Raw genomic sequence first — 25,557 nt, forward strand, 5'->3', positions numbered from 1 at the left:
CCACTGTCGCTGTTAAATTATCTGTATTGGTTGTGTTGGCCGGCAAACTTCCTAATGTTGCCGTAAAGGTATAGCTACCTGCTACAGATGCGTTGTAGCTGTCCGTATCTTCCCAACCTGTTACTGGCACCGTGATCGTGCCGCCGTCTGCCGTTACAGTCGCATGACTTGTTAATAACGCTGCCGATACTTCACCAGCATTTGCATAACTTGCTGCTCCCGCCGTCCCTGCCGAAATACTCCCAATAGCATCAAATGCTCTGATGTTTGTAATCACTGGCGCTACGACAACTTCTACCGTCGCCGTTAAGTTGTCCGTATTCGTTGTATTTGCCGGCAAACTTCCTAACGTTGCCGTAAATGTATAGCTACCCGCTACTGCCGGGTTATAACTGTCCGTATCCACCCATCCCGTTACCGGCACCGTGATCGTCCCGCCATCAGCCGTTACACTCGCATGACTCGCTAACAATACTGTTGTCACTTCACCTGCATTTGCATAAGTTGCTGCTCCCGCCGTCCCTGCCGAAATATCTCCAATGGCATCAAATGCACTGATGTTTGTAGCCGCAGGCGCTACAGTTGTTGTTGCTGCTGCACTTACGGTCTCTCCTGCTGACTGAGCGGTTACGCTGATCGTATCGCCTGAGGCCAGTGTCAGACCGGGAACAATCCAGTTACCGCCTGTTGCGGTTGTCGGCGTCGCCGGTATTCCGTTCACGCTAAGAATGATACTCGCTTCGGCGGCTGCCGTACCCGTTACGCTCGTATCTCCTGTACGTACCGTGCCAGTTATCACAGGTGTTGCTGTTATGATCGTCCACTTCGCATGAAGCGTCAAATCCGCATTAACGGGTGATGCAAAATTGTATGCTGTGTCCAATCCGCTGTCGCTGTACCAGCCCGCAAACGTATATCCGGCCTTCGTTGGCGGAAGCGTCGGTTCGGTTGCTATATCTCCGTAAACCACACTCTGGCTGCTCACGGGCGAACCTCCATTGCTGTTAAAAGTGATCGTAGCAGCATCACCCCATTTTGCTATAAGGTTAGCCGAGTTGCCGCCTGCTGTAGTGAAAGCTCCGCCAACATATAAGGAGCTTCCCGATACGGTTATTGCATTAACATTGTTGTTAAAACCCGCACCCAGGCTCGACCAGCTGCTGCCATCCCATTTCGCGATGCGATTTGCCGAACTGCCACCTGCTGTGGTGAATCCTCCACCTGCATATACGGTGTTTCCCGATACGGTTATTGCACTAACTGTGTTGTCAAAACCCGAGCCAAGGCCAGACCAACTGCTTCCATCCCATTTCGCTATACGATTAGCCGAAGTGCCGCCCGCCATGCTGAAAATGCCGCCTGCGTATACGTTGCTGCCCGATACAGCTATCGCATACACATCACCGTTCAGGCCTGTGCCAAGATTAGACCAACTGTTCCCGTTCCATTTCGCTATACGAGCTGCCGGCGTGCCGCCCGCTGTACTGAAACTACCGGCTGCGTAAACATCCGTACCTGACACCGCTAGCGCATACACAGCATTGAGAAAGCCCGTGCCCAAGCTCGACCAGCTAGTCCCGTTCCATTTCGCTATACTATTTACAGTAATACCGCCAAATGTAGTGAAACTCCCAGCTACATATACATCCGTTCCCGACACTGCTATCGCATATACAGTACCGTTAGTACCCGTACCGAGACTCGACCAACTGTTCCCGTTCCACTTCGCTATACTATTTGCCGAGTTGCCGCCCGCTGTGCTAAAAATTCCACCTGCATATACATCAGATCCCGATGCAGCTACCGCAAAGACATAGCTATTAAGGCCGGTACCAAGGTTGGACCACTGACTTCCGTTCCATTTCGCTATATTAGTTGCCGGATTACCGCCCGCTGTGGTGAAATTCCCAACTGCATATACGTCTGTACCTGATACTGCAATCGAGCGTACATATGAGCCGCTAAGTCCCGTACCCAGGCTCGACCACATACTCCCCGCTTGCGCCGATTGATTGCCCGTAAAGCCAAACAACTGCACGATTATCGCAATTACCAGAATGCTTTTCAAAAATATACCATATACACCTTTGTTCCGATTGTGCTTTATCCTTTGCATCATCTAACCCATCTCCCCTATACCGTAACAATCTCCTAATCTATTCGAAAAAGAATATCTGAAACCTAATTCACAGCCTTACTAGCGGGTTAATCACCAGTAAGCTCCAAACATTCTATCAAACCGACCGTTACGCTATCATTAATCTGGGAGAGCGAGCATCGCACAACGAAAAACCCCCGATTTCACATGTGAAATCGAGGGCTACTGTCTTGTTTCTGTTCGGATACAGCTTATATAAATCGTTCAACGAATTTCATATACCTCTCCGACTGCCGCAAATCATTATTTTGCCGATAGTATTCCGCGGTCCAGCGAGCAAGTTCCTCCAGTTTATGTTCCACCTTCTCAACATGTGCAAGCAGCCAATTGTCGAAGATACCCATGGCGAACGGGTACGCTGTTTTTTCGAGAATTTCCCGACTAAGCAGCGCTTTCCGCTCCCTATCAGGTTCGTCTACGGTCGTTTGCAGTTTTTCCAGCAGATCCAGCAAATCACACTTGATATTGCCGCGTAAATAGACGTACTCTCGGTCTGCAACAAGGAGAGGGTTAGCGTCATCCACATGCTTGTCCAACATGCTTTTCAAATAGCTGAGCGAGACGCGAAGCCTGTTTTTCGCGTTGGACAGTTCCGCTTCCGGCCACAAGGCGTCACATAGCTGCTCTCGCGTGACGGAAGGGTGGAACAGCAAATAGACGAGCAGTCTTTTGGCGTATCGCTGATTCCACTCCCCTAAAACGACCTGTCGGTTGACGGTTACACGAAATGTGCCCATGACTTCAACTTCCAAAGCAGTGGACGATTCATGCTGCTGGCGAACCTGTTCCACGAAATCCTTGATTTGATTCTGCATATGTGCGGACAGCTTGTCTACCACACGAACGTCAGGAGAATCGCCTGCTTTCTGGATATGCTCATCAATCCATTTCGCCACGACAGTCGGCTGATCCAGTTGAACCGCGTTTGCAGCGTCGGATACGACTAAAAAACGGTAGTTTTGCAGCAAAATCGTCCCTAGCGCGAGCACGCTCGGTGGGAAAAGCCTGTCGTATTCACCGCCCAAAAACAGCACAGGAATATCGACACCTCTAATCTGTTGAGCGGAGATATAGGCTGTAATCAGATCTCTAATTTGAATATAGTGGTGGAAGGAAACATGGCTATACGCTTCATATAATAACTCTTGTTTGCTCGGTGTAACATGATGGCAAGCTGCACTCAGCAAGCGTTCAGCGACCGGCATGATCGAGTTAGTCTCTCGAATAACTTGCTGCCGATCTCCTGATAAAATCGGCATTACCTTAACCGGATAATAAAGCGGTACGGAAAGTAAACATAGCGATAACACCCTAGCCGGATATTCCCGCACGAATTCCAGTCCGATGTAACCGCCCATCCCATGACCGACGAGATGAAATCGATCAATTTGATTATAAGCAAGAAGGCCGACCAAGTCGTCGCAAAGCAATCGCCATGTGACGACTTCATCGTAGGTCTGTCGGCTTCTGCCGTGGCCTCTAACATCATAAACGAGAATATCGTAGCGGGATTGAAGATAAGGTATTGTCCAGTTCCAAATACTCAGATTCGTTCCCAGGCTGTGGATCATAACTATGGTTTCTACCGGCTGATCGCTGCGGTTCACTTGATGGAATTCATAATACAATGTATCTTGATCAGTCGGTACGAATGGCACTCCCGTTCACCTCTTAGCTGAGAATTCAATGTGTAGCTAAATTCGACAAATTTAGCTTACACTCCTTCCGCCTTGATGTAAAATGAAGCACATTCGTTTTATCTCATCTTCTAACCAAGTTAGCCAAGCAGATTCCGCAATCGCGCTGGATAATCGGTAATAATCCCCGTAACACCAGCAACAATCAACCTTTTATAATCCGCAACATCATTTGCCGTATAAGGATAAACAGCCAGTCCCGAAGCTTTAGCCGCGACAACATCCTCCTTGTTAATACAGTGGTGATACGGATGCAAGGAAAACACATCTACCCCCAATTGCTCAGCATAGGCTGCATGGTCAATTAAATTGGCTGCATAAAGCAATCCCACTTTCGCATTAGGCTGCGCTTGTTTGATCCTGTGAATCAGCTTGTGATCAAAGGAAGAGATCACGATATCTTCCCATCTATCCATTTCGTCCAAAAATGCCAACAACGCCTTCTCCATTCTTCCCTCATATGCGTGTTTTACTTCCACATTGATGAGATGTCCCCGTGGTACAAGCTCGAATACTTGACGCAGATGAGGAATTCTCTCTCCCGTGAATGCTTCAGAGAACCAGAGGCCAGCATCTAAGGCATTCAACTCTTCCCAATTATGCTCACAAATAAGTCCAGATCCGTTTGTGGTCCGATCCAGCGTTAAATCATGACAGACGACAATCTCGCCATCTTTCGTTATTTGTACATCAAGTTCAATTCCTTCAGCACCTTGCTCAAAAGCTAGTTCGAAAGCGGCTAATGTGTTTTCAGGCGCCTCACCAGATGCTCCGCGATGTCCAATTACGATCGGTTGCTGCATGTTCAAATTCACTCTCCTATTCAGATAAACTACCTAAATATGTTCAAATTATAGTTGAATGAACCTAATTCTGCCCAGTAAGAAATTCTATTGTTTTTGTAAATTCATCTGAAAATATACAAAACCTTCACTTGAATTTGACATTGGTCAAATAAACAAGCGTTAGTCTAGTAACGAGGCGTACATGTTGAATAATGTTCATGGAGGAGCTTGAAATGAATGCAATAGAAAGAGATTTACCTCATGCAAGAAAATCAAAAACGACGGTACAAGCAGCGCATCCGCGCAAGGCAGCAATTAGCCAGAAATGGGCGGAGACATTCCTTGGTTATGTTTTCTTAGCTCCCTCACTCTTGTTGTTCGCTGTCTTTTTGTTCTATCCCTTGATACAAACCTTCTATCTCAGTTTACACGAAACTGATCCTCGTGGCCGAGTGGCCTCCTATGTCGGTTTCGATAATTTCACAGCTATTTTTACTTCAGAACGATTTTATCAGAGTCTCGGCGTTACTGGCCTGTTTACTCTACTAACGGTTCCTACTGTGATCATCATCGCGCTGATGCTCGCTGCGCTAACGCATAATCAACTCAAAGGTATGCGAATCTTTCAATTCATATTCTCATTGCCTGTTGTCCTATCCGTAGGTACTTCTGCTGTGATCTGGATGATGCTGTTTCACCCGAGTGTTGGCATGTTGAATTATTTGCTTCAACAAGTTGGCTTAGAACCTGTGGCATGGCTGACTGACCCGCGATGGGCACTGCTTTCTGTTTCTATGATGACGGTTTGGATGAATCTTGGCTTCACCTACATTGTCTTGTTAAGCGGTTTACAAGGCGTTCCTGATGAAATCTATGACAGCGCCAAAATCGATGGATCTGGCCCCATTCGCACCTTTGTGCAAATCGTCCTTCCATTATTGTCACCAACCGTGTTCTTCGTCACGATCGTGTCAATCATCGGTGCTTTTCAGTCCTTCGGACAAATTCATATTCTGACCAAAGGTGGACCCGTCAACTCCACAGATGTCCTTGTCTACACCTTATATCAGGATGCCTTTATCAACTTCCGGTTCGGAACTGGCAGCGCGCAAGCACTTGTCCTCTTCACCATTATCCTTATTTTCACAATCATTCAGTTTAAAGTATTTGAAAAGAAGGTGCACTATCAATGATGACCCGTTTGCAACATGCGTTCGTCTACACCCTATTGATCATCTGTGCCGCACTTGTTCTTTATCCCATTTTCTATACATTCTCATCTGCATTGATGACACCAGAGGAAGCATCCGCCTATCCCCCTCACTTCTTGCCAAGCAGCTTTTATCTGGGGAGTATCATCGACGTATTCAAACTTGTGCCCATCGCCAAATTTGTTACCAATAGTCTCATTGTATCTATCGTGATTACTCTGGGACAGCTGATTACATCCAGCATGGCCGCTTATGCCTTTACCAATATTCGGTTCATGGGTAAAGCCTTCATCTTTGCGCTCTTCATGGCTACCATGATGATTCCCTGGGAGGTCACCATTATTCCCAACTATTTGACGGTTAAAAAATGGGACTGGCTCGATAGCATGCAGGGGCTAACCGTTCCATTCTTGGCTACGGCTTTCGGAACCTTCCTTCTGCGGCAATTCTTCTTACAGCTGCCCAAAGAGCTGTTCGAAGCGGCACGAATCGATGGTTGCGGACATTTTCGCATGTTTCTTCGAATCGTGCTTCCGCTCGGGCGTCCAGCCTTAGCAACGTTAGCTGTGTATGCCTTTTTAAATGCATGGAACATGTATCTATGGCCACTGCTCATAACGAACAGCGAAGCCATGAGAACCGTGCAAATTGGCATCGCGATGCTGCAATTCGAAGAGTTGACCGTATGGAATTTGGTTCTGGCAGGTGTAACCATCGTATTACTGCCGTCCCTCTTATTGCTCATTCTCGGTTTAAAACAGCTCGTTCGCGGACTTACCGCTGGTGCTGTGAAAGGTTAATCCATCCTCTGATGGCCACTCTGTTCAGCTACCATGCCGAAGCAGATTTCCATATATTTTAGATTAGAGATAAGGGAGAGAAATAGACAATGAAATCATTGAAAACAAGAAGCTCCATCCTTGCTATGACCGCAATTATGGTGCTGTTAACTAGTGCATGCGGCAAAGCAGAAACAACGACTTCAGGCAGTACGACAGAAAGTAAACCTGCAACAAGTACGGCAGCGGCGGATGTCAAAAAACCAACTGAACCCGTTAAAGTGATCTGGTGGCATTCGATGAGTGGAGAGCTTGGCAAAGCCGTCGATAAATTAGTGGCAGATTTCAATGGCTCGCAGAAGAATGTACAAGTTGAGGCAGTATTCCAAGGTACCTACGATGAGAGCATCAACAAAATGAAAGCATCGATGGATACCAAAAGCGGCCCCTCCCTCATTCAAGTTTACGAAATCGGCTCCCGCTTTATGATCGATTCTAAAGCCATTACACCTGTTCAAAAATTTGTTGATGCCGATAAATTTGATCTTTCTCAGCTCGAAGAGAACATTCTGAATTATTATAAAGTCGATGGCAAACTAAATTCCATGCCATTCAATACGTCGAACCCTATCTTGTATTACAACAAAGACATGTTCAAAGCTGCCGGTCTTGATCCAGAGAAACCACCAACCACGTATGAAGAAATTGCGAATGCTTCTAAAGCACTAAGTAAAGATGGAAAATCCGGTTCTTCTTTTGCGATCTATGGCTGGTTTATGGAGCAATTCTTCGCTAACCAAGGTGTTGAATTCCTTAATAACGGGAATGGCCGTACCGCTGCTGCAACAGAAGCCTTGGTTAACAATGACGCTGGTGTCAAAACGCTAACCTGGTGGAAAGAGATGGTCGACAGCAAAACGTCCGCTAATCTTGGACGTAAAACAGATGATACGAAAAAAGCTTTCCTAGCTGGCCAAATCGCCATGACACTAGATTCCACAGCATCCCTCCGTGGTATTGTCAGCGGCGCTGAAGGCAAATTCCAAGTAGGTACAGGCCCGCTTCCGAAGCCATCGGATGCCAAAGAAGGCGGCGTAGTTGTAGGGGGAGCGAGTCTTTACATCTTGAACAATAAGTCGGAAGCTGAGCAACAAGGCGCATGGGAATTTATTAAATTCCTAACGAATCCGCAAACACAAGCATGGTGGAACGTAAACACAGGCTACTTCCCAATTACGAAAAAAGCCTATGATGAACAAATTATCAAAGATAATCTTACGAAATACCCGCAATTCCAAACTGCCATCGATCAATTGCACAAAACAAAAGCCAACACAGCAACGCAAGGCGCGGTTATGGGGGTATTCCCAGAAGCTCGTCAAATCGTCGAAACAGCCATCGAAGAGGCTTTGACTGGAAAAAAAGCTCCCAAAGAAGCGCTGGATAACGCAGCTAAGAGTATTACAGAGAAAATTGGTGCTTATAATAAGACTGTGAAATAAAGCAAAAACCGATGCGCCCCAATCATGGGGACATCGGTTTTCTGATTTTCAACTGCCTACGACTAAGGTGACTCCTCAGCGTTTCAGAATATAATCCTGAAATCTAACCGCAAGACTTGCCAGATGAGCTCGCTGCAGGTCAGCATGCGGGGCCATGGTTCCATCGCCATTGCCTGTAAAGATCCCCAGCTTAACCGTGATAGCTAGATCGACACGCTCTGACGTCGTCAGCCCCGGCAGATCGGTGAAGTCTTTCAGCAACAATTCATCCGCCTCCTGAAGTGACATCGTGGGATTCATGTTCAATGCCTTCAGAGCGTTGACAATCAATGTCGCTGTCTCAATGCGAGTCATGGGGCTGTCAGGTTCAACGTTATTTTCGGTTATGTCAATCAGCTTATTATCAGCTGCTGTATTGACATTAACAGCATACCATTTGTTCTGATCTACTCCGTTCACGGCAGAAGCAGATTTATTGGCCGGGATGCCAAGTGCCCGTAGGAATATCGTACTGGCTTCCGCAACAGTGACCGACTCTGATGGGGCGAATCTGCTGTTACCCACGCCGACGATCAGCATCAACGCCGCCGCCCTGTTAATTTCATCACTTGCGTAATGCCCGATCGCATCGATGAAGTTGGACTTGACGTTCACTGGCACCAGCGTGACATCGTCGCGGACGATGACGGTTACCGTACCATCACTATTCAATTTGGTAGGTACCGGGGTCAATGTGCCGTCGGCATTTACGATTGCCATCGTAGTGAATTCCGCTTTGTCCTCGTCGGGTTGCATATTCACGGTTACAGCATAAGGTTTGTTGACATCTCCTGATGTTTTCACAATCACTGGGGGTGCAACTGCCACAATGGTCACACTTGTGTTTGCGTTGTTCGCCGCAGTTGCCGCTACTGCGTCTTCAGCTGCTTTCGCTTGCTCCGATGTGCTTTCGATGGTGGTGGTTGCATCCGTATCTTCCTCAACCTGTAGGATCCAATCATTTTCGGCTGGTTTCGGAGTAGGAGTCGGGACAGGTGTCGGGACTGGCTGAGAAGGAGTCTCGGAACTGGTGTCCCCAGAACCGCTGCCTTCAGAACCGTTGTCTGTCTGCGGAGCGCTGGCACGGGTCACTGCTAGGGTATAGGTCCTCTGCGTACCATCCTCAGCAATAACACCTACATCAAATGTATTCAGCCCTACATTTAGAGATTTTACGCCTGCCCCGTTAACCGTCGCAGCGCTGTGGTTATTTGTGGCAGTAATCGTAATACTGCTGACACTGTTATCCACATTTACTGCGTAGCTCGTAATGTCCGAGCTAAATTCTGGGGACAGTACGCCTGTGCTAACAGTCAGATTAGAAAGCGTTGCGTCATTGGAGGCGTCTTTCCCAGCACGGTTCACAGCTACCGTATAGGTTTTCTGTGCACCATTTTCGGCAGTAACAACTACCTCAAATGTATTCAGCCCTACGCTCAGAGATTTTACGCCCGCTCCGTTGACCGTCGCGGCGTTGTGGTTATTTGTGGCAGTAATTGTAATACTGCTGACATTGTTATCCACATTTACTGCGTAGCTCGTAGTGTCCGAGCTAAATTCTGGAGACAGTACGCCTGCGCTAACCGTAAGGTTAGAAAGCGTTGCGTCTCCCGAGACAACCTCGCCCACTTCCACGATTAGCAGATTGTCGATGATAAAAGGGTTAGGGTTATCGCTCGGCGTCGGTGAGTCATTGTTCCGTAAGATACCGAACCAAGTCTGGTCGGATGTGCTCACGAACTCGTACTCATAATACCCTTTCCAGTTCGGCACTGCTTTCTTAATGTCGATGTTGCGGTAAGTGCCATTGGCTGCCCAACCTTCGGGCATCGCGGTTATTGGCACGCCGCCGTCCGACCGGTTCGAATTCACATTGTTAAAATACGGGCCCATCGTGCCTTGCAGATAATCATGGTGTTGAAGCCCTGTAAATTCCACGGTTGTCGAAGAAACTCTCTGACTTAGTGTCCCTTTCATACCATTCCCTAGCACAAAGGCGAAGATGCCATTTAGGCCGGTTTGGTAGTCAAAGCTGATACGGTATACCTTGCCCTCTTCAAACCGGAGGCTCTGAGGTGTAGTCTGGTACATAATGCCCCCACTGCCGGTGATGTTAGAGAATGAGGTTTTGCCGTCCACAACCAGATCAACCGGGATGGTCGTAGTATCCCACCATTGGCCAGTAACCGTATTTCCCGCTTGATCTTTCGTTGGCTGCACAAAGTTTCTTACACTTTCGGGAGCGTTACTACTCCAAACGGGTACAGTATTGTTTTGCGTATAGGGATCATGTCTGCGCTGTATGATCGTTCTGGCTTCGCGAAACCCTCCGCCGTTACCAAGATTAAAGGGCAAGAAGCCCTCAAAAGTAGGTTTGTTGATGGACGTACCCGCTTCAGTTGTTCCATCCGGCGCGGATTCGAAATCCTGATACAGGATGATTTTCCCGTCGGTCACCGGAGTCTTCGGTGTTGGTGTGGTAGTCCTGTACATACGCACGTTGTCAAATCGCACCTCGCCTTCGCCCGCCACTGCTTGCAACCGTATTGTTGCTGTAGGTGCGTCCGCGGTGAATACGACGCGCATACGGAGCATACCGGTTTTTTCTTTGGAGTCGTAGCGGTCATAGTTGAGCAAGACGGAGGAATCTGTGTAACTAGAGCGCCTAGCTCCATCTGTATCCACGATGAGCGACGCCTTGCGCGTTTTTCCACGTTGAACCTCCACCATAACCGATACGGCGTACTCGTCGCCTGGATTCAGGCCGGTGATTGTCTGGCTGACCTCCGTTTCGTTACCATCCTTAACCGCCAGCTCCCAATTGCGGCTTCTAGCATGGTTGTCGGCATTCGAGTTAGGTTGCGCTACGGCACCGTCAGTGGTGAAGAGTGGCATCGTTGTGTTGTCGTTACGTACTACTTCGGGATTCCCATTTACAGTTTTCCAACCTTTGAGGGTGTTACCTGTGCTGAAGCCGGGGTTATTCACATATTGTCCCTCGCCAAAGTCGACGTCCACATCCATATCCTGCTGTTCTTTGTACACCACGTACGGGGTTCTTGCATCCGTATGGATAGTAATTTTTCCATTTACTACTGTCAGAACCTGTTCAGAAGACTTGCCCAGGTCGGACAACTTATACACGTAGACGGTCTCGAGGCCCGACCAACTGTCGGGGAGTTCCCAGGTCGTACTGCCGCCGTCATCGTTCCAATGGTATAGTTTGATCTCCTTTTGTTCTTGCTCATCAAGCTTTTGCATGTCGCCCTCGTTCCACGGTATCAGGTACTTGGTTGAACCTTGATCTGTACCGATGGCGTTAACCTGCTCGTAAATCTTCTTTCCGTCTTTTTCTATGATGCGTTTGCTATTTCTTGTTTCGTTATTGAGGTTCTCATAACCCTCTGCATAAACCTTCACTTCTCCGTTATTAAACTCGATGTAGTCCGCCCAGCCATCTTTATCCTTTTCCATGCGCGTAACGGGGAAGTGCTGCATGTACTTGGTTGGGATGTTGTTGCGATAGATTTTCTCAACAATCGAGTCATATTCGTTGATACCATTGTGCACCCAGCCCTCGTAGGAGGTCGTATCGGCGCCCATCAGCAGGAAGGCGCTGTTCGGTACGCGGGTTTTCTCAATGTCGGCCTTCCAGTTGTCGGTCGTGTAGTTATCCCAGCGGTCTTTGGAGTCGTTGAAGATAAACCGGGCAATATCGCTAGAATATCCCTTGAGCGACGCGGGGCTATAGCTCTTTTCCACGGACCAGTGCGCCCACGCAGCGGAGTCCTCTGAGACGTACGGCCACTCCACAAAGTATGCAAGGCCATTATCCTCGTAATCCCGCGCCAAGGCGTTTCCGCGCCAGCCGTTGTGGGAGTACACATCGCTGTAAATGAAGCCCAAAGCCGGGATGTCGGTTTTAAAACGATTCATGCGCTCATAACGGCTTTTCTCTTGGCTTGCCTCATTATCATTATCTCGGGTTAACGCATCCAACTGGTCGTCGATCACATAGGCTTGGTGCAGGTAGTAACCGAACGCCACATAACCTTTGCTTCGCGGGGTGATTCCGTCGGCTTGCATTTCGACGTTCTCATAGCTGAACTGGTCAACTTTTGCGAAATACTCCGTAAAGTTAGTGTGGACACCGACAAAGCTGTTGTACTGGTTGGTCGTAATGTCGGTAAACTTCCGGAACTCGTCCAAGCCGCCCAGTTGGTCATCGTAGACGCTGAAGTCGCCCCAGTTGCCTGCGTTGTGGTATTTTTGCAGGATGATTTGTCCCAAGCCGTCCGTATGCAGCCAGATACGCTTAGTTTCATCCACTGATGCCAGATACGGGTAGTTGGATTCGTTTCCCTGTGACATAATCAGCCGTTGTACGACCGCGTCGGCAATTTTGTCCGAGCCGACCGCCACTTTAGCGACGCTGCGGTACTCATTAGCCGCATCCTGCCAGTTAACGATGCCATCGTTATTGTTTTCTTCAGCCAGCACGACCCAGACATGCGGCATATCCCTTTCGTAGGGTTCATCTGTATACGTTCTGGTTATTAAGGCTTCCTCTTCTCCGTATCTACCCTCATTGTCAATAAATTTCTTGGTAGCATCAGGGAATCGCCATACCCAAGATCCGCTGAGCAGACTCGTTGTAACCAACGAATCGTTTCTCTTCGTGTCAGCAAAAACGCGTCTTGCCACGCTGCCGTCCGTCAATCCGAAGGCGTTACTCTGAATGCTGGCGGCTACTCTGCCGTTGGATACAAAGGCGTAGTTATAAAAATCAGAGCCCGTCATCATATCTTTAATATTGTAAAAGCTATCGCCGCTTCTTCCGATGTTGCTTTCCATTTTGGAACCGGCAAATGAGGAGCCAGTAGTAAAATTGCTGACAGTTACCGGATTATGATTTGGTATTTCAATGATGAAAATACGGTTGGCGGGATCCTCCTTAATCTCTATAAAATCAAACTTGAGTACCATTCCCTCGACCGTTGCTTTCATTTTTATTTCCGCGTTCAACTCGGTCACTTGCAGGGTATAAATCACATGCTGGCTGCCGTCTGCGTTCTGGATTGGCTCACTGGACGTAACGACGGGCTTGTAGTTCTTAACCGTTGAACCTGTCAACCCCTGTGACGTATTTAAGCTATATGTCATGCCAGTGGTTAATCTAAGCGTGTCAAGCTTGCTACGGTTGCCGTCGATCTTCGCACCGCTGTCCTTCATCTCATACTGAATCGCGCGAGGGAAGTCCTTATCCAGATAGACCTTTACTTTATTGCTTTCGATGCTGAAAACGCTGCTGTTTACTGCAACAGTCACTGTACCGGTTGACTTAATCTCTGGATTATAGATAGAAGTCGCTGTAACCGTTGTCTCACCAACATTTTCTCCGACCACTAGGTTGCCGTACACGGACACGATGTCGGTGTTGGCGGCAGTCCAGACAAAGGCTGGCGTGGCGTTCGCTGGGACCGTTGTATAATTCAGCGTTGTCTGGTCTTGATGATTCACACTAGTAGTAGTGGACAGTGTAACAGATGAAGGCGGAATCACCACGTTCTCGGTGACCGTCAAACTGTTAAAGCGTCCAACGGCGTCCTTCGGATTGACGATTGTCCGAATGCCGATTGTATCGCCGGGTTTCAAATACACCGTTACGATGTTCGACTGTTCCGTACTGGTGAGGCTGGCCGTTGTCCTCGTATATAAGGTGCCTGCAAGCTGGCCGTTCACTAGGAGCCCCAATTGGCCGCTTGCCTGAGAACTGCCTTTCGCATAGTTCAGGGTGATGTCATACATACCGGGCTTTTTCACGACGGCATCGGGAGCGTCGATTTCAATCGACGAGCCGACCGGGACGTAGTCCATCGTATCTACAAACCCGTTGCCTACCCTGATCCCGCCGCTAAGGCCGGTTAACGCAATCGGGATGTTCTCCGGGACTTCACTGGCATTGCTATTCCGTACTGCAGCCGGTGGATCGAACACATTGTTTGCTGTATCCCACAGCGAGACTTGGGCGGTTTTCAACCTAATATCGCTTTCGTTATTCTTTATATACAGATTGTACTTAAACGTACCGCCGGTACCAGTGGACGTAATAACGACGTCCCCAGCCTTAATTGTTTGAATCCTTCCAGTCACAGGATCCACAGTCGCAATCTCCGGGTCACTGCTGCTCCAAGTGAGTGGGAAATTCACAGGCTCCGGAATCATGATCTCATTGCCTGCCAGGAGGTAAAAGTTGCGGTTGAAGGAGTCGTAAGTGTAGGACTCCTCTACCTCCCAGACGGAGATATAGTCGATATTGACAAGACCCTTGTCTGGATAGTCCACTACGTCAAGACTTGAAGTGTCGAGCACCAGAGAGATCGTGTCGCCCTCTTTCAGTTCCATTTCCCAAATGTCGGACTCAACAAATACAAGCTCACTGTCCTTGCCTGCAAGGGAAATACGGTAATTACCAGGCGTTTTCGGAGAGCCGTTTTCATTTTTTTCAACCTGGTCGTAATTGACATACACGCTGATATAGTCCTCAATTTCGTAATTGACGCGGGAGAACTTCAACATGAATCCGTATTTACCATCTTTATGAATTGTAAAAGGGAATGTAACGCCGGCACCTGGCTTCGCCCTATAGGTTTGGGGGTCGCTGCCTGTGTATAAGCCGCCCAGAACAGATCGGTCGTTAGGTTGACCAGCCGGAGGCGACGAGTAGCTGCCATTCGGATACGTCGCACCGTTGCTAGTGTTGCCAATGTTGGTGCGAACTACGGTGCCGCCGAACTTATCCGCATACGCAGCCTTGTAGATGCCGTTGGCACGCGGGATAAGCGCAAGAGCTTCATACGCGTTGCTCAGATTGCTCGTTGCGGTATTGAGTGTTTCCGCCGTCGCTGTATGGTCGAGAAGCAAGTTTTTCGCCCCAGCCAGCGCGGTGGCAAACGGCCCCCATGTAGCTGACGTATAGCGGTCCTCTTTAAGACCACGCCCCTCCATAGTTGTGATAATATCTTGAAGCGCTTTCCTCGCCCTGCTCTCGTCAGTGCCCAGATCAACCGTCGCACTGCCTCCCCCGTTGGTGATCGTGAGCTTTATGTTAGAATTAGCGCCATTGACATAAATGTCATATATGTCATCGTTCAACGTCTCGTTAAAGACAACCTTATTGCCATTCTTGACGCCGGTAGCCTTGACGACGCCGTCTTGCATCAGTACGAACTCCATTTTGCTAATGTCAGGATGCGGTGCTCCATCAAGAAGAACCGTCAGCTCAGGTTTCTTGGAAACGGTTATATTCTCAATCCACATTTGCTTTGTAATGCCGTTATTGCCTGAGGTCCTTGTATCAAGCACCCGGAGCTCGCCAATGTTTGTGGGATTTTTTGCCCTAAACACAAAGTCTGTGGCAATTTGCGTCTCCGAGCCGCCCTCCGGCGTTACCCAGGCACTGTATGTTTTAGTAGTCATATTAATCGCAATTTTTACATGATACACCTTATTTGCCACTAAAGGAGAGATGACATCAGCCCCCCACCCTGTGCCGTTATATGCGCCAATACCCGTATTAAACCGCACAAGGGCGTTCATTTTATCGACATCCGCATTCACAGCGGTTCCATTTTGAACCAAGGAGACAGCCGTGTTCGGACTGGTTGCCGTAGTGACATAGTCGAACTTAACCGTCATTAGTCCACTCGTCAAAACCTCTGGCAGCGTATAGTATGCTTTAGCAGCATTGGCGCTGTTTCTGCCCGCAGCGTACAACCTCAGACTTCCCTTCACGCTGCAGAGCACATCAATCTTCCTGTTCAGATTGTTAATTGTGAGCGTGTCGGTGGTTTGATCGTTTGCCCCTTCACCGCTCCATTTGTACGAATACCCGGCTTCGAGCGCGTTCGGGGGCGATGACATCGCACCCCGGCCTTCGGCGGTAATCACCAGTGTTTTGCCACCGAGAACCACAGCCCCGCTGGCAATGAAGTTGTCGTTGTATTTAGCGATGATCGCTGAGCCATTGGACGCACCTGCATCCTCGGCCTTGAATTCAACCGTGTAGTAGTTGAGCGTTTTGGCAGCAGTTCCAGAGACGATAATCGTTTCGCCAGTGTCGTCGCTGCCGTCAAAAATGTTATATGTACCGTCGTAAACGTCAAATGTAACCGTGCCGCCAATGGCGGAACCATTATCAATGATTTCCCCATTCTGCCGCAGGGTGAACGTTTTGCCGTGCTCGTCAAACGACTGGCCGTCTTTGTTGATGGTAACCGCTACGTTGTAAGCGCTTGCAGTTGATTGCTGTGTTACGGTTAAATCAGCCTCGGCTCCATCTGGGGCGGCCGCAAATACTGTCAACGGCGTAAGGTTGGCGCCGATTAGCGATAGTATCATGGCCAAAACCACTACCATGCTCAGAAGCCTGCGTTTCATTTTGCTCAAAGTTATTCCCTCCTTAAACATATATCAGATTGTCAACTTTCAACTAAAGAACCCTCAAACCATAACGGAAAGCTAAAAGAATACATCCTATTTTATCGTCGAGTCATGATCACTCCCTATCAGTTAAGCTTTCTATACATAAGTGTATTTCTTGTTGAAGGTCAGCACGCTGGCCCTCCCACCTGCTTCCAAGTATGCTTCACTAGCCAGAGCCTGAATACAGCCTAGTTCTCATTTCCGTTGTATTAAAGTAAGAATGACAGGCATTAAGAGAATACATCAGTCCATCTTAGAAATCGTCAATAGTCAATCGTAATGTTAAGGAAGACCTGAGGCTCTGCCTCAGATCCTTGGTATAAACCCAATCTGATGTGTGTAGGTGAAGGGTTGTCAATGTATCTAGATAAACAGGCGAGCAAACTTCCAAACCTAAAGAGTATTGCGAAAAGAGGTTGCTTGCTTTTCTAACAGACGTAACGGCCGTGGCGTCCGTTAGCATTTGGACTCCCTGCTTTTCTGTTCTTTTGTGTCTGAATCTGCTCGGTAGTGCATAACAAAAACCGATGCTCCCCAACCTAGGGGACATCGGTTTTATGATTTTCAGGCTATATGGATATGAAAAAGCTCCTCTAACTCCATCTCCAGCACTTCGCTTAATCGCTTAGCGGTTGATGGGCCCACTGATTTAATCGACCGTTCAAGTAAACTTATGTACGCGTGGCTCAGGCCAGAATGCCGTGCCAGTTCTCGTTGCGAATAGCCTTTCATGACCCTTGCTTTAATGAATGCATCTGTTTTCGCTTTAATTTGAATATGCATCGGCGTTAAATGTCAGTCCCCCATCCTCACTTCGTCCTATCTGAAGTATACCGCACATTCACTAATGTAACAATATAAGTTTACATTAGTAATCGAATATATGGGTATACATTCATTTATTATTAGGATCGAAACTCACCGTTGTAATTACTATAGTAAACTGATAGTATTATAACGTTTACTAATGTTTACTTTACGGAATGAGGATGAGCAGGCATGTACTTTTACGATAAATTACGAGATATGCGCAAAATGAAAGGCTTCACAATCCGCGAACTAGCTGATCGCTCCGGTGTGTCCGCGGCATACATCTCTCAACTTGAGAATGGTAACCGCGGAATTCCTTCTCCCGATGTTTTGATGAAATTATCTGAGGGGCTCAACACGTCTTACTCGGAGCTGATGGATATTGCTGGTTATCTCGAGTCCTCTCAAGCGAACCAACAGTTTGAAAGCAATCCTGTTAATCTGCGGCGTTTTCTTCGTGAAAATGAGCTCATGTTTGATGGTATTATCCTTACACCTGAAGATAAGGAATGGGTAGAGCGCATGCTTACCGTCCTATTCTGGAAAGAGCGTCAATCCAGCAAAAGCACCGAGAGTGAACCCTCATCATAATGGCTCCATTCACTCGATTACAGCGTTATTTGTTGCCCCGGTGCCATCACTAAGCCTTTGATGCCTTTTTCTTCCAGGCTTGCAACAAAAGCGTTCGGATCCTGTTCAATCACTGGGAACGTATTATAGTGCATAGGCACAACAGTGTCCGCTTTCAAATATCCCGCAGCGATCACGGCATCTTCCGGTCCCATCGTGTAGTTATCCCCGATCGGCAGAAAGGCCAGATCAATATTGTTCATTTTGCCAATCAGCTTCATATCTTTAAATAACCCCGTGTCCCCTGCGTGATAGATGGTTTTCCCTTCTACTTTAAGCAAGAATCCACTCGCCATGCCTGTATAGATGTTTTCTTTGGTGCCTGGCGGATTATAGGAAGAATCGTGTAAGGCTAGGGTCAGTTTTACTTTACCAAAAGGAAACTCATAAGCCCCGCCGATTCCCATCCCGTGTGTTTTTGCACCCTCAAAGCCCAAATATCTGGCCAAATCGTTAGGAGCAATAACAGTAGCATCGTTGCGCTCTGCAATAGATAACGTGTCTCCAACATGATCTCCATGTCCATGGGTAACAAGGATGTAGTCTGCCTTGATATCTTCCGCTTTGACCGTTGCTTGCGGATTACCAGTAAGGAAAGGGTCTATAATCAAGGTGTGTTGCTTCAATCTAATTTCGACACAGCTTTGTCCATGGAAAATAATGTTCACTCGTTTCAGCTCCTTTGGGTTAATAGGTTCATTTTATCATAGGTACCTTTGCGAATTAAAATTCTTCCAGACGTTACAAATATCCCCTCCCGGAAAGTTCCGCAATGGGACATTATACAGCCTAGTTAGCCAACACACTATTCATTTTTTTCTCTAGCTGCACGAGCCCTTCCTCGGGATCCATGCCTCCCATTACGATACTTTGGAGCTCTTCGGACAATGTTGTAAACATCGTTGCATAGTTATCCGTTTGTGGCGCAAATTTAACTTGATGCTGCGCTTCGATAAAAAGCTTCCGATAAGGCAATTGCTTATAGGCTTGGCTTTGAAGAACAGCTCGATTGGCGGGCACATGCCCGGCTTGGCCCCATAGCATAGAACCTACCTTGGAGAAATAAGACATGAATGCCATGGCAGCACGTTGTTTATCCTTCGTTACATAACTGGGAATCACGAGAGTATGTGAACTCCCCCACTGCATCGAAGAGCCGAATAGAGTTGGAAGCGGCATGATCCCCGCGGGAAGGGAAGACTCACTTAAATGATAGCCTGCTTCCCATACACCTCCCATCCATAACGCAGCTTTGCCATTATGAAAGGTGTCCCACGGGGTCTTATCGTTCACATCGGAGAGCTTGCTTGCATAGATCTGTTGATAAAACTTCAACACACGAAGCGATTTGTCATTATGGATCGTTACTTTCGCCTTGCTAACATCCAATAATTCTCCGCCTGCTTGATAATACATATTAAGGAATGGCTCTTGGAAATACGGCGTATTTACTGCAAATGGTTCAACATTCGGTACTGTTACTTGAATCTGCTGCAGCATTTGAATGAAGGCTTCCGGCGTTGACATAGCCAACTTAGGCGTTTCATCGTCATTCAATAAGCCTGCTTTTTTCATAATAGCTTTATTGTAATATAACATGTGAAAATGCGTGTCTAATGGCAGCGCGTACGGCTTGCTCATGAAACTCACACTTCGAACATTGCTCTCCTCTAAGTCCTTGAAATCAAATCCAACCTCACTCGCTAATTCGTCCAATGGCATAATTTGCTTCGCCTTTACGAATGGTGACATTCGGTCAACATGAGCAACAGCTACATCCGGACCTTTCCCTGAAGAAAGCGCCGTGCTCAGCTTCACATAATATTCGTTCGATTCCAGGCGAAGCTGCTTCACGTAGACATCCTTCTGTGAAGTATTGAAATCTTGAACAATACGCTCCACGAACTCCCCTTCACCACCGCCGAATGGATTCCAGAACGAAATTTCCACTGCCGCTGCTGGGCTCGCCACGATTTTCTTGTTCTCAGCTACTTTTTTAGGATTATTGGACAGAATAGAGCATCCCGTAAGCACGAATGTGAGCGACCATATACATCCGATTCCGACGACCCGTTTAATCTTTTTTTTATCTAACAATTTATCTAACAATCCGATCCCCCCTTTCCCCACATGCCTACTAATTAACAGTTCCTCGGTAAGCGTTTGCAATCAAGTTTAAGAAGACTACGATGACTTGTCTTCTTTGGCCCGAGTACGATATTCCGACGGGGATAGACCTGTTATTTTCTTAAATACTTTCGAGAAATATTTCGGGTCTGGAATGCCTACCAAATGGCCAATATCTGCTGTCTTAAGCTCACTTGTTAATAAGGTCATGGCTTTCTCGATGCGAATCCGCGTCAAATACTCCAGAAAGCTTTCACCCATTTCTTTTTTGAACAGATTAGCAAAATAGTTTTTACTTAAGTGCACCAAACTGCTGATCGATTGCAGCGAAATCTCTTGTTGGTAGTACTGCCCGATATACTGCGCTGCCTTAATAATGCCGTTGCGATCACTATTATACACACCAATCATATGTCGAACGAGTTCCTCAAATGCTTGCAGAAACCAAGCTTTACTCATCTGAATCGTCTCTAATTTGGATAATTGCTCATAGTACTGTTTCTTTAATTGGAGAATGCTTTGCTGATCACTTGCCACCTCTGACCATAGCGTCGTAAGTAGAATTAGCAGCTCCAGGGAAATAATTTCTACGAGATCATAGTTTTTACGTGCTGTAAGCTGTTCGAAAATATCTTCCAAATATGCTTGCAGCTCTTTCGTTTGAAAAGCATAGACCATCGCATGAATATGCGTTGTGCTCACTTTAATATTCTCCGCCAATTGACTTGGTAGAGGCACATAATCAACACCATACAGAATCGCTCGTTCAGGTCCAATGAACATTTTATATTTCGCTGCGGCTTTCGCTTGCTCGTAGGCCTGATGCAGCCCTGACCAACTAGACGTACTCATACTAACGCCTAGAGTACAGGACATGGCACAGTGGTCCTTGAGATAGAGAACGACGGACTGTGCCCATGTCTTGATCTCAGACAAACCCGCAGCCGTCATTTTCCTTGCAAAAAGAAGTACGTTCATTTCCCCTTGCCGATCTGGAAAAGCTTCATAGGCATCCTCTGAGAAAGTCATCATCACTTCAGCAATCGCCTTCCGTATCAAAGCTTGCCCCTCCTCAACACTCTGCGCCCACTCATTCTTCACGATATGAAGCACATATAAGGGTAGCATAACGTCGGAGAGTCTTAAGCTTTCTACGATTTGTTGGCTGCGATCGGAGTCCATTTCTTCAAGGAGCTCTAGCATCCGTTTTTCTTTGAAGAGGGGCTCTATGTCACTCACTGAATGCTTCTGCTCACTTGCTGGTGACGCCGCTAGGATCGATTCCTTAACTCGCAGCAGCGTTTCCTCCAGGTCCCGAGGCATCATATCTGATTTAATCATATATTCGGAAACCCCATTGCGAATCGCTTCTTTCGCATATTGGAAATCTTCCAAATTGCTAAGGATGACTATTTTCATATGCGGATAACTTTTACGTACTTCCGTAATTAGTGTGATGCCATCCATAACGGGCATTTTGATATCTGTGATGAGGATATCCGGCGGGCTCTCGCGAATCAACGCCAACGCTTCTTGCCCATTCGCTGCTTCACCGCTCACCGTTAAACCAAGCTTATCCCATTCAATCATCGAGCGAATACCGAACCTTACAATATATTCATCTTCCACAATCACAACTCGAAACATGCTCTTCACCTACTTCATTTCTGGAAGTCTGATACGAATATGTGTACCCGCTCCAAGTTCACTTTGAATGTCTAAACCATAGGACTTCCCACAAATGAGTTTAATTCGTTCATCTACATTCGCTAAGCCAATTCCACTTACTTTATCAACGGAAGGAACTTCATACCGATTCAGACTTTGTACAAGACTTGCGTCCATGCCTCGCCCATTATCCACGACCTCAAATCGAATTCCACCTTCCGGATGGATGCCGCACCGAATATGAATTTCACCTGTTTCTCTATCCGTAAAAGCGTGTAGAATCGCATTCTCTACAATGGGTTGTAGGATCAACTTAGGCGTACGATACGTACGTACTTCTTCGTCCAGATGAACGAACGTCTCGATATTAAAGTTGAATCGGAACTTTTGAATACCCAGATAGCACTGTACATGCTCGATTTCTTCTTCGATGGTTACTGTCTCTTCACCTTTACCTAAGCTAATCCGCAATAATCGGGATAAAAGACTGACCATTTCAGCCGCATGATTAGCTTTCTGCAGGAGCGCCGTCCATTTAATAATATCTAGTGTATTATATAGGAAATGCGGATTAATTTGCGCTTGTAAAGCCTTCAATTCCGCTACACGCTTATGATTCTGTTCCTCATAAACCGTTTCCAATAGACCATCGATCCGTGTAACCATATAGTTAAAGTTTTCGCCCAAAATATCGAATTCATCATTGCGGCGCTTGGCTTTGAAACGGACGGTCAAGTCACCTGACATGACTTGTCGCATCAATCGGATCATCTTCAGAATCGGCTTGGAGATCGAATTGGCCAGTAAAATTGCCGTCAAGATGGAGAATAAGATACAAATGAAAGCGATCACCAAAATAATTTGCAGCAGACGATTCGAATCTTTGTACAGGGAAGCCTCCGAAATGACATTAACGACGATCCAGTCGTTTGTGTGCAACTTTTTATAATTCACAATCAATCTTTCGCCCTGATATTTCAGTGGAAATACGGATTCATCTGTCGTGGAACGAAACATTTCTGAATAACCATCTTCGCCGAGCACTTCTTTCACACTCTTTCCCAATACGCGACTGTCTGGGTACGAGATGATGTGTCCTGAACCATCAATAACGAAGCTTTCAATATCCATATTACTCTTGGTCGTTCGAGCACCGATTTCTTTCAGCACATCCTCGCGGATGTCTAGTACGGCAATAATCCCAACAGGACTATCGTCCGACATTTTGTATATTTGCTTGGCTAGTGAGAAGACGTGAACATTTTGCGTGTTTAGACTATCGACATACGTTCCTAATCGCGTAGAAAACCACCGAAAATTGCTCCCATCCTCCAAGGTTTGCAGGAATGGGGATACCTTGTCTAAAGACCGATCGTTCCATCTGTATATCCCTTTGATAAAATGCTGCGGTGAAAGAAACGAAATCGACTGTATATCCTGATTAATCGCAATAATCGTCGATAACTTCGTAGTCAGGGATAGACTATCTAGATCGTATTGTGCAGGATCTGTGCGATCCAAAGTCCGCAGCATCGTGACAATGTCATTGTTATTGACAACCTGCATCATCATATCTTTGTAAATGCCAAGTCTCGTGTCAATGTTCTCCGCCGTCTGCTTCAAGAGCTGTTCCGAGTATTCCGTAACTTTATTGTTGATCGTTGATTTCGATATCGAATATGAAATAAACCCCAGAGCAAGCAGGGGAGTTAGCGAAAAAAGGAACAACAACAGCATCCACTTATAGCGAATGCTGCTCGTCCATGTATACATCCATGAAGGAATTCGTTTGTGGCGTTGTCGCGTCGCAACTTCTGATGCTTGGGTCATCGTTGTAGCAACCCTTTCTGGGAAGAGAATCTGATTGGTAGATAGTAGCTTATTAACCTTTAATACCAGACATGGCCACTCCTTGAACAATTTGACGCTGCAGGACAGCAAACACCAGAATCGTTGGAATTGCCGCAATTGCACTTGCTGCCATGATCAGATTTAAGGACATCGTATTATTCGACAAAAATGTCGGTAGTCCTGCTGATAAGATCATGTTCTCTTGCGAGGTAATGGAAAGATACGGCCACAAGAAATTGTTCCACGATAAAATAAAGTAGAAAATCCCGACAGAGAACATAGCAGATCTAGTAAGCGGGAGACATATCCGATACCATAAACCGAAATTTCTACACCCGTCGATTTGTGCTGCTTCGATATAATCCTTCGGAACACCGTCCATGAATTGCTTCAAGAGCAGGATGCCAATTGGATTCGTGAGCCCTGGTAGAATAATCGCCCACATGTTATCAATCAGTTTTAGATGAAGCGTCGTTTCGTAAAGTGGGATTAGAATCGCTTCTGTAGGAATTAACAAGCCTGAAACGATGACCAGATAGAACAAACCTCTGGACTTGAAAGGCAGCTTTGAAAAGGAGAACGCCGCTAAGGAACTGAAGATGAGTGAAATCACAGTTGTCAAAACTCCGATAACAGCGCTGTTCCACGTCCATCTTAGGATCTGCGAATCTTTGATCACCTTCGTATAATTATGCAGATGTAAATCCGAGAGATTCACCCAGTCACTTAAAGCGGAGACATTTACGCCATCCGGTTTCAGCGATACAATGAGCATCCAAATCAATGGAAACATAAATAAGAGAGCTAGGATTACGGCGATGATGTTAATTGCGATTCCTTTCATGTTCAACCTCCGTCAATCTTTTCTGTCTGTTAATTTGAACTGTACAACGGCGAGGAGCAGCATGATGACGCAGAATACGATGGACTGAGCCGAAGCAAGCCCGAACATATCCTTTTTGAACCCCGTGACATAAATGTAGCGAATCATGGTATTCGTGGAGTCCCCTGGACCTCCGCCGGTCATAATCTGTACTTGCCCAAATAGCTTTAAACACGAGATAATTTGATAAAAAACTTGTATTTGCATGACTCTCGACAAACCCGGGAGCGTAATATGAATGAATTGCTTCCAAGCGCCAGCGCCATCTATTTTCGCAGCTTCATAATGATCCGTAGGAATTTCTTGCAAGCCAGCTAGGAATAGTACCATCACGAAACCTACTGACCACCAATCGGTTGTTAGGGTAATGGCCCACCAAGCAAAATGTTTATCCGTCAGCCAGTGAATGTCACCAGGTAAACCAATGAGTTTCAAGAACGCGTTAATCGGGCCATACTTCGAGTCGAAAAGTCGTAACCATATGAAACTGATGACCGAGACGGACAGTACATAAGGCAGGAAAAACATGGAACGGATGAGCGTTCGAAAGCGAAGATTCTGATTAATCAGCAAGGCTAAAATAAGGCCGAGGACGATAATTGTCGGTGTACAGATGATGACAAAGTAAATCGAGTGCCACACATACAGATAGAAATTCGAATCACTGAAAATCTTTTTATAATTCGCTAAGCCAACATACTTCTGCATCCCCTGAATGCCCCAAACGTGCAAGCTCATCCAAGCGCCTCGCCCAACAGGCCACAGATAGAAAATGGCAAAAGGGATCAGAAATGGCAGTAGATACACCATTGCCTTCAATTCCAAAGCTATTCGTAACGGTTTACGTTCGCGGAGGACCCATGTCCGATCACGCTCACTTACTTTTGTCTCCATTGGCTCTTCTCCTTGTTTCTTTCTATATAAGTTCGGGTG

At 46.8% G+C, this 25,557-nt stretch carries 15 protein-coding genes; 4 read left to right on the forward strand and 11 right to left on the reverse strand.

The window, feature by feature from the left end; all coding sequences use genetic code 11:
* The 3 genes from L6I86_RS06285 to L6I86_RS06295 all read right to left on the reverse strand — a co-directional run.
* A partial coding sequence (locus tag L6I86_RS06285) for an InlB B-repeat-containing protein (protein ID WP_236285710.1) occupies window positions 1-2,119 on the reverse strand: 2,119 nt, incomplete at its 3' end.
* Between the two features lie 230 nt (window positions 2,120-2,349).
* On the reverse strand, window positions 2,350-3,816 hold the full coding sequence (locus L6I86_RS06290) for an alpha/beta hydrolase (protein ID WP_236285718.1): 1,467 nt from the start codon (window positions 3,814-3,816) through the stop codon (window positions 2,350-2,352).
* A 119-nt stretch (window positions 3,817-3,935) separates the two neighbouring features.
* Window positions 3,936-4,658, reverse strand: a complete 723-nt coding sequence (locus L6I86_RS06295) for a glycerophosphodiester phosphodiesterase (protein ID WP_236285719.1) — start codon at window positions 4,656-4,658, stop codon at window positions 3,936-3,938.
* 215 nt (window positions 4,659-4,873) lie between these two features.
* Here L6I86_RS06295 and L6I86_RS06300 point away from each other — a divergent pair, with 215 nt between their 5' ends.
* From L6I86_RS06300 to L6I86_RS06310, 3 genes are all read left to right on the forward strand, one after another.
* On the forward strand, window positions 4,874-5,833 hold the full coding sequence (locus L6I86_RS06300; protein WP_236285721.1) for a carbohydrate ABC transporter permease: 960 nt from the start codon (window positions 4,874-4,876) through the stop codon (window positions 5,831-5,833).
* Window positions 5,830-6,651, forward strand: a complete 822-nt coding sequence (locus L6I86_RS06305; RefSeq protein ID WP_420851854.1) for a carbohydrate ABC transporter permease — start codon at window positions 5,830-5,832, stop codon at window positions 6,649-6,651. The genes L6I86_RS06300 and L6I86_RS06305 overlap by 4 nt, the downstream gene beginning before the upstream one ends.
* Before the next feature lie 89 nt (window positions 6,652-6,740).
* Window positions 6,741-8,132 carry an ABC transporter substrate-binding protein gene (locus L6I86_RS06310; protein WP_236285725.1) on the forward strand — a complete coding sequence of 464 codons (1,392 nt, stop codon included), beginning with the start codon at window positions 6,741-6,743 and terminating at the stop codon, window positions 8,130-8,132.
* Window positions 8,133-8,207: 75 nt separating this feature from the next.
* Here the strand turns inward: L6I86_RS06310 and L6I86_RS06315 are convergent, their stop codons facing one another.
* Together L6I86_RS06315 and L6I86_RS06320 are read right to left on the reverse strand one after the other, a co-directional pair.
* Window positions 8,208-16,610 (reverse strand): endo-alpha-N-acetylgalactosaminidase family protein, encoded by an 8,403-nt coding sequence (locus tag L6I86_RS06315; protein WP_236286310.1) that lies wholly within the window; start codon window positions 16,608-16,610, stop codon window positions 8,208-8,210.
* A 609-nt stretch (window positions 16,611-17,219) separates the two neighbouring features.
* Window positions 17,220-17,438 carry a helix-turn-helix domain-containing protein gene (locus L6I86_RS06320; protein ID WP_327205105.1) on the reverse strand — a complete coding sequence of 73 codons (219 nt, stop codon included), beginning with the start codon at window positions 17,436-17,438 and terminating at the stop codon, window positions 17,220-17,222.
* A gap of 216 nt (window positions 17,439-17,654) precedes the next feature.
* Here L6I86_RS06320 and L6I86_RS06325 point away from each other — a divergent pair, with 216 nt between their 5' ends.
* Window positions 17,655-18,056 (forward strand): helix-turn-helix domain-containing protein, encoded by a 402-nt coding sequence (locus tag L6I86_RS06325; RefSeq protein WP_236285727.1) that lies wholly within the window; start codon window positions 17,655-17,657, stop codon window positions 18,054-18,056.
* Window positions 18,057-18,073: 17 nt separating this feature from the next.
* Here L6I86_RS06325 and L6I86_RS06330 read toward each other — a convergent pair whose 3' ends face one another.
* The 6 genes from L6I86_RS06330 to L6I86_RS06355 all read right to left on the reverse strand — a co-directional run bounded on the left by L6I86_RS06330 (window position 18,074) and on the right by L6I86_RS06355 (window position 25,518).
* Entirely contained in the window at window positions 18,074-18,763 is a 690-nt protein-coding gene (locus L6I86_RS06330; RefSeq protein WP_236285729.1) for a metal-dependent hydrolase, read from the reverse strand.
* A gap of 121 nt (window positions 18,764-18,884) precedes the next feature.
* The gene (locus L6I86_RS06335; protein WP_236285730.1) at window positions 18,885-20,204 is read right to left on the reverse strand and encodes an ABC transporter substrate-binding protein; all 1,320 of its coding nucleotides are present in this window, start codon (window positions 20,202-20,204) and stop codon (window positions 18,885-18,887) included.
* Window positions 20,205-20,279: 75 nt separating this feature from the next.
* Window positions 20,280-21,869 (reverse strand): response regulator transcription factor, encoded by a 1,590-nt coding sequence (locus L6I86_RS06340; RefSeq protein ID WP_236285732.1) that lies wholly within the window; start codon window positions 21,867-21,869, stop codon window positions 20,280-20,282.
* Between the two features lie 9 nt (window positions 21,870-21,878).
* On the reverse strand, window positions 21,879-23,720 hold the full coding sequence (locus L6I86_RS06345) for a sensor histidine kinase (protein WP_236285736.1): 1,842 nt from the start codon (window positions 23,718-23,720) through the stop codon (window positions 21,879-21,881).
* Window positions 23,721-23,772: 52 nt separating this feature from the next.
* Window positions 23,773-24,585, reverse strand: coding sequence for a carbohydrate ABC transporter permease (locus L6I86_RS06350; RefSeq protein ID WP_056616125.1), 813 nt, complete (start codon window positions 24,583-24,585; stop codon window positions 23,773-23,775).
* 12 nt (window positions 24,586-24,597) lie between these two features.
* Entirely contained in the window at window positions 24,598-25,518 is a 921-nt protein-coding gene (locus L6I86_RS06355; RefSeq protein WP_056616128.1) for a carbohydrate ABC transporter permease, read from the reverse strand.
* Window positions 25,519-25,557 lie beyond the last annotated feature (39 nt).

It is taken from the genome of Paenibacillus allorhizoplanae (assembly GCF_927798215.1).
Taxonomy (GTDB): domain Bacteria; phylum Bacillota; class Bacilli; order Paenibacillales; family NBRC-103111; genus Paenibacillus_E; species Paenibacillus_E allorhizoplanae.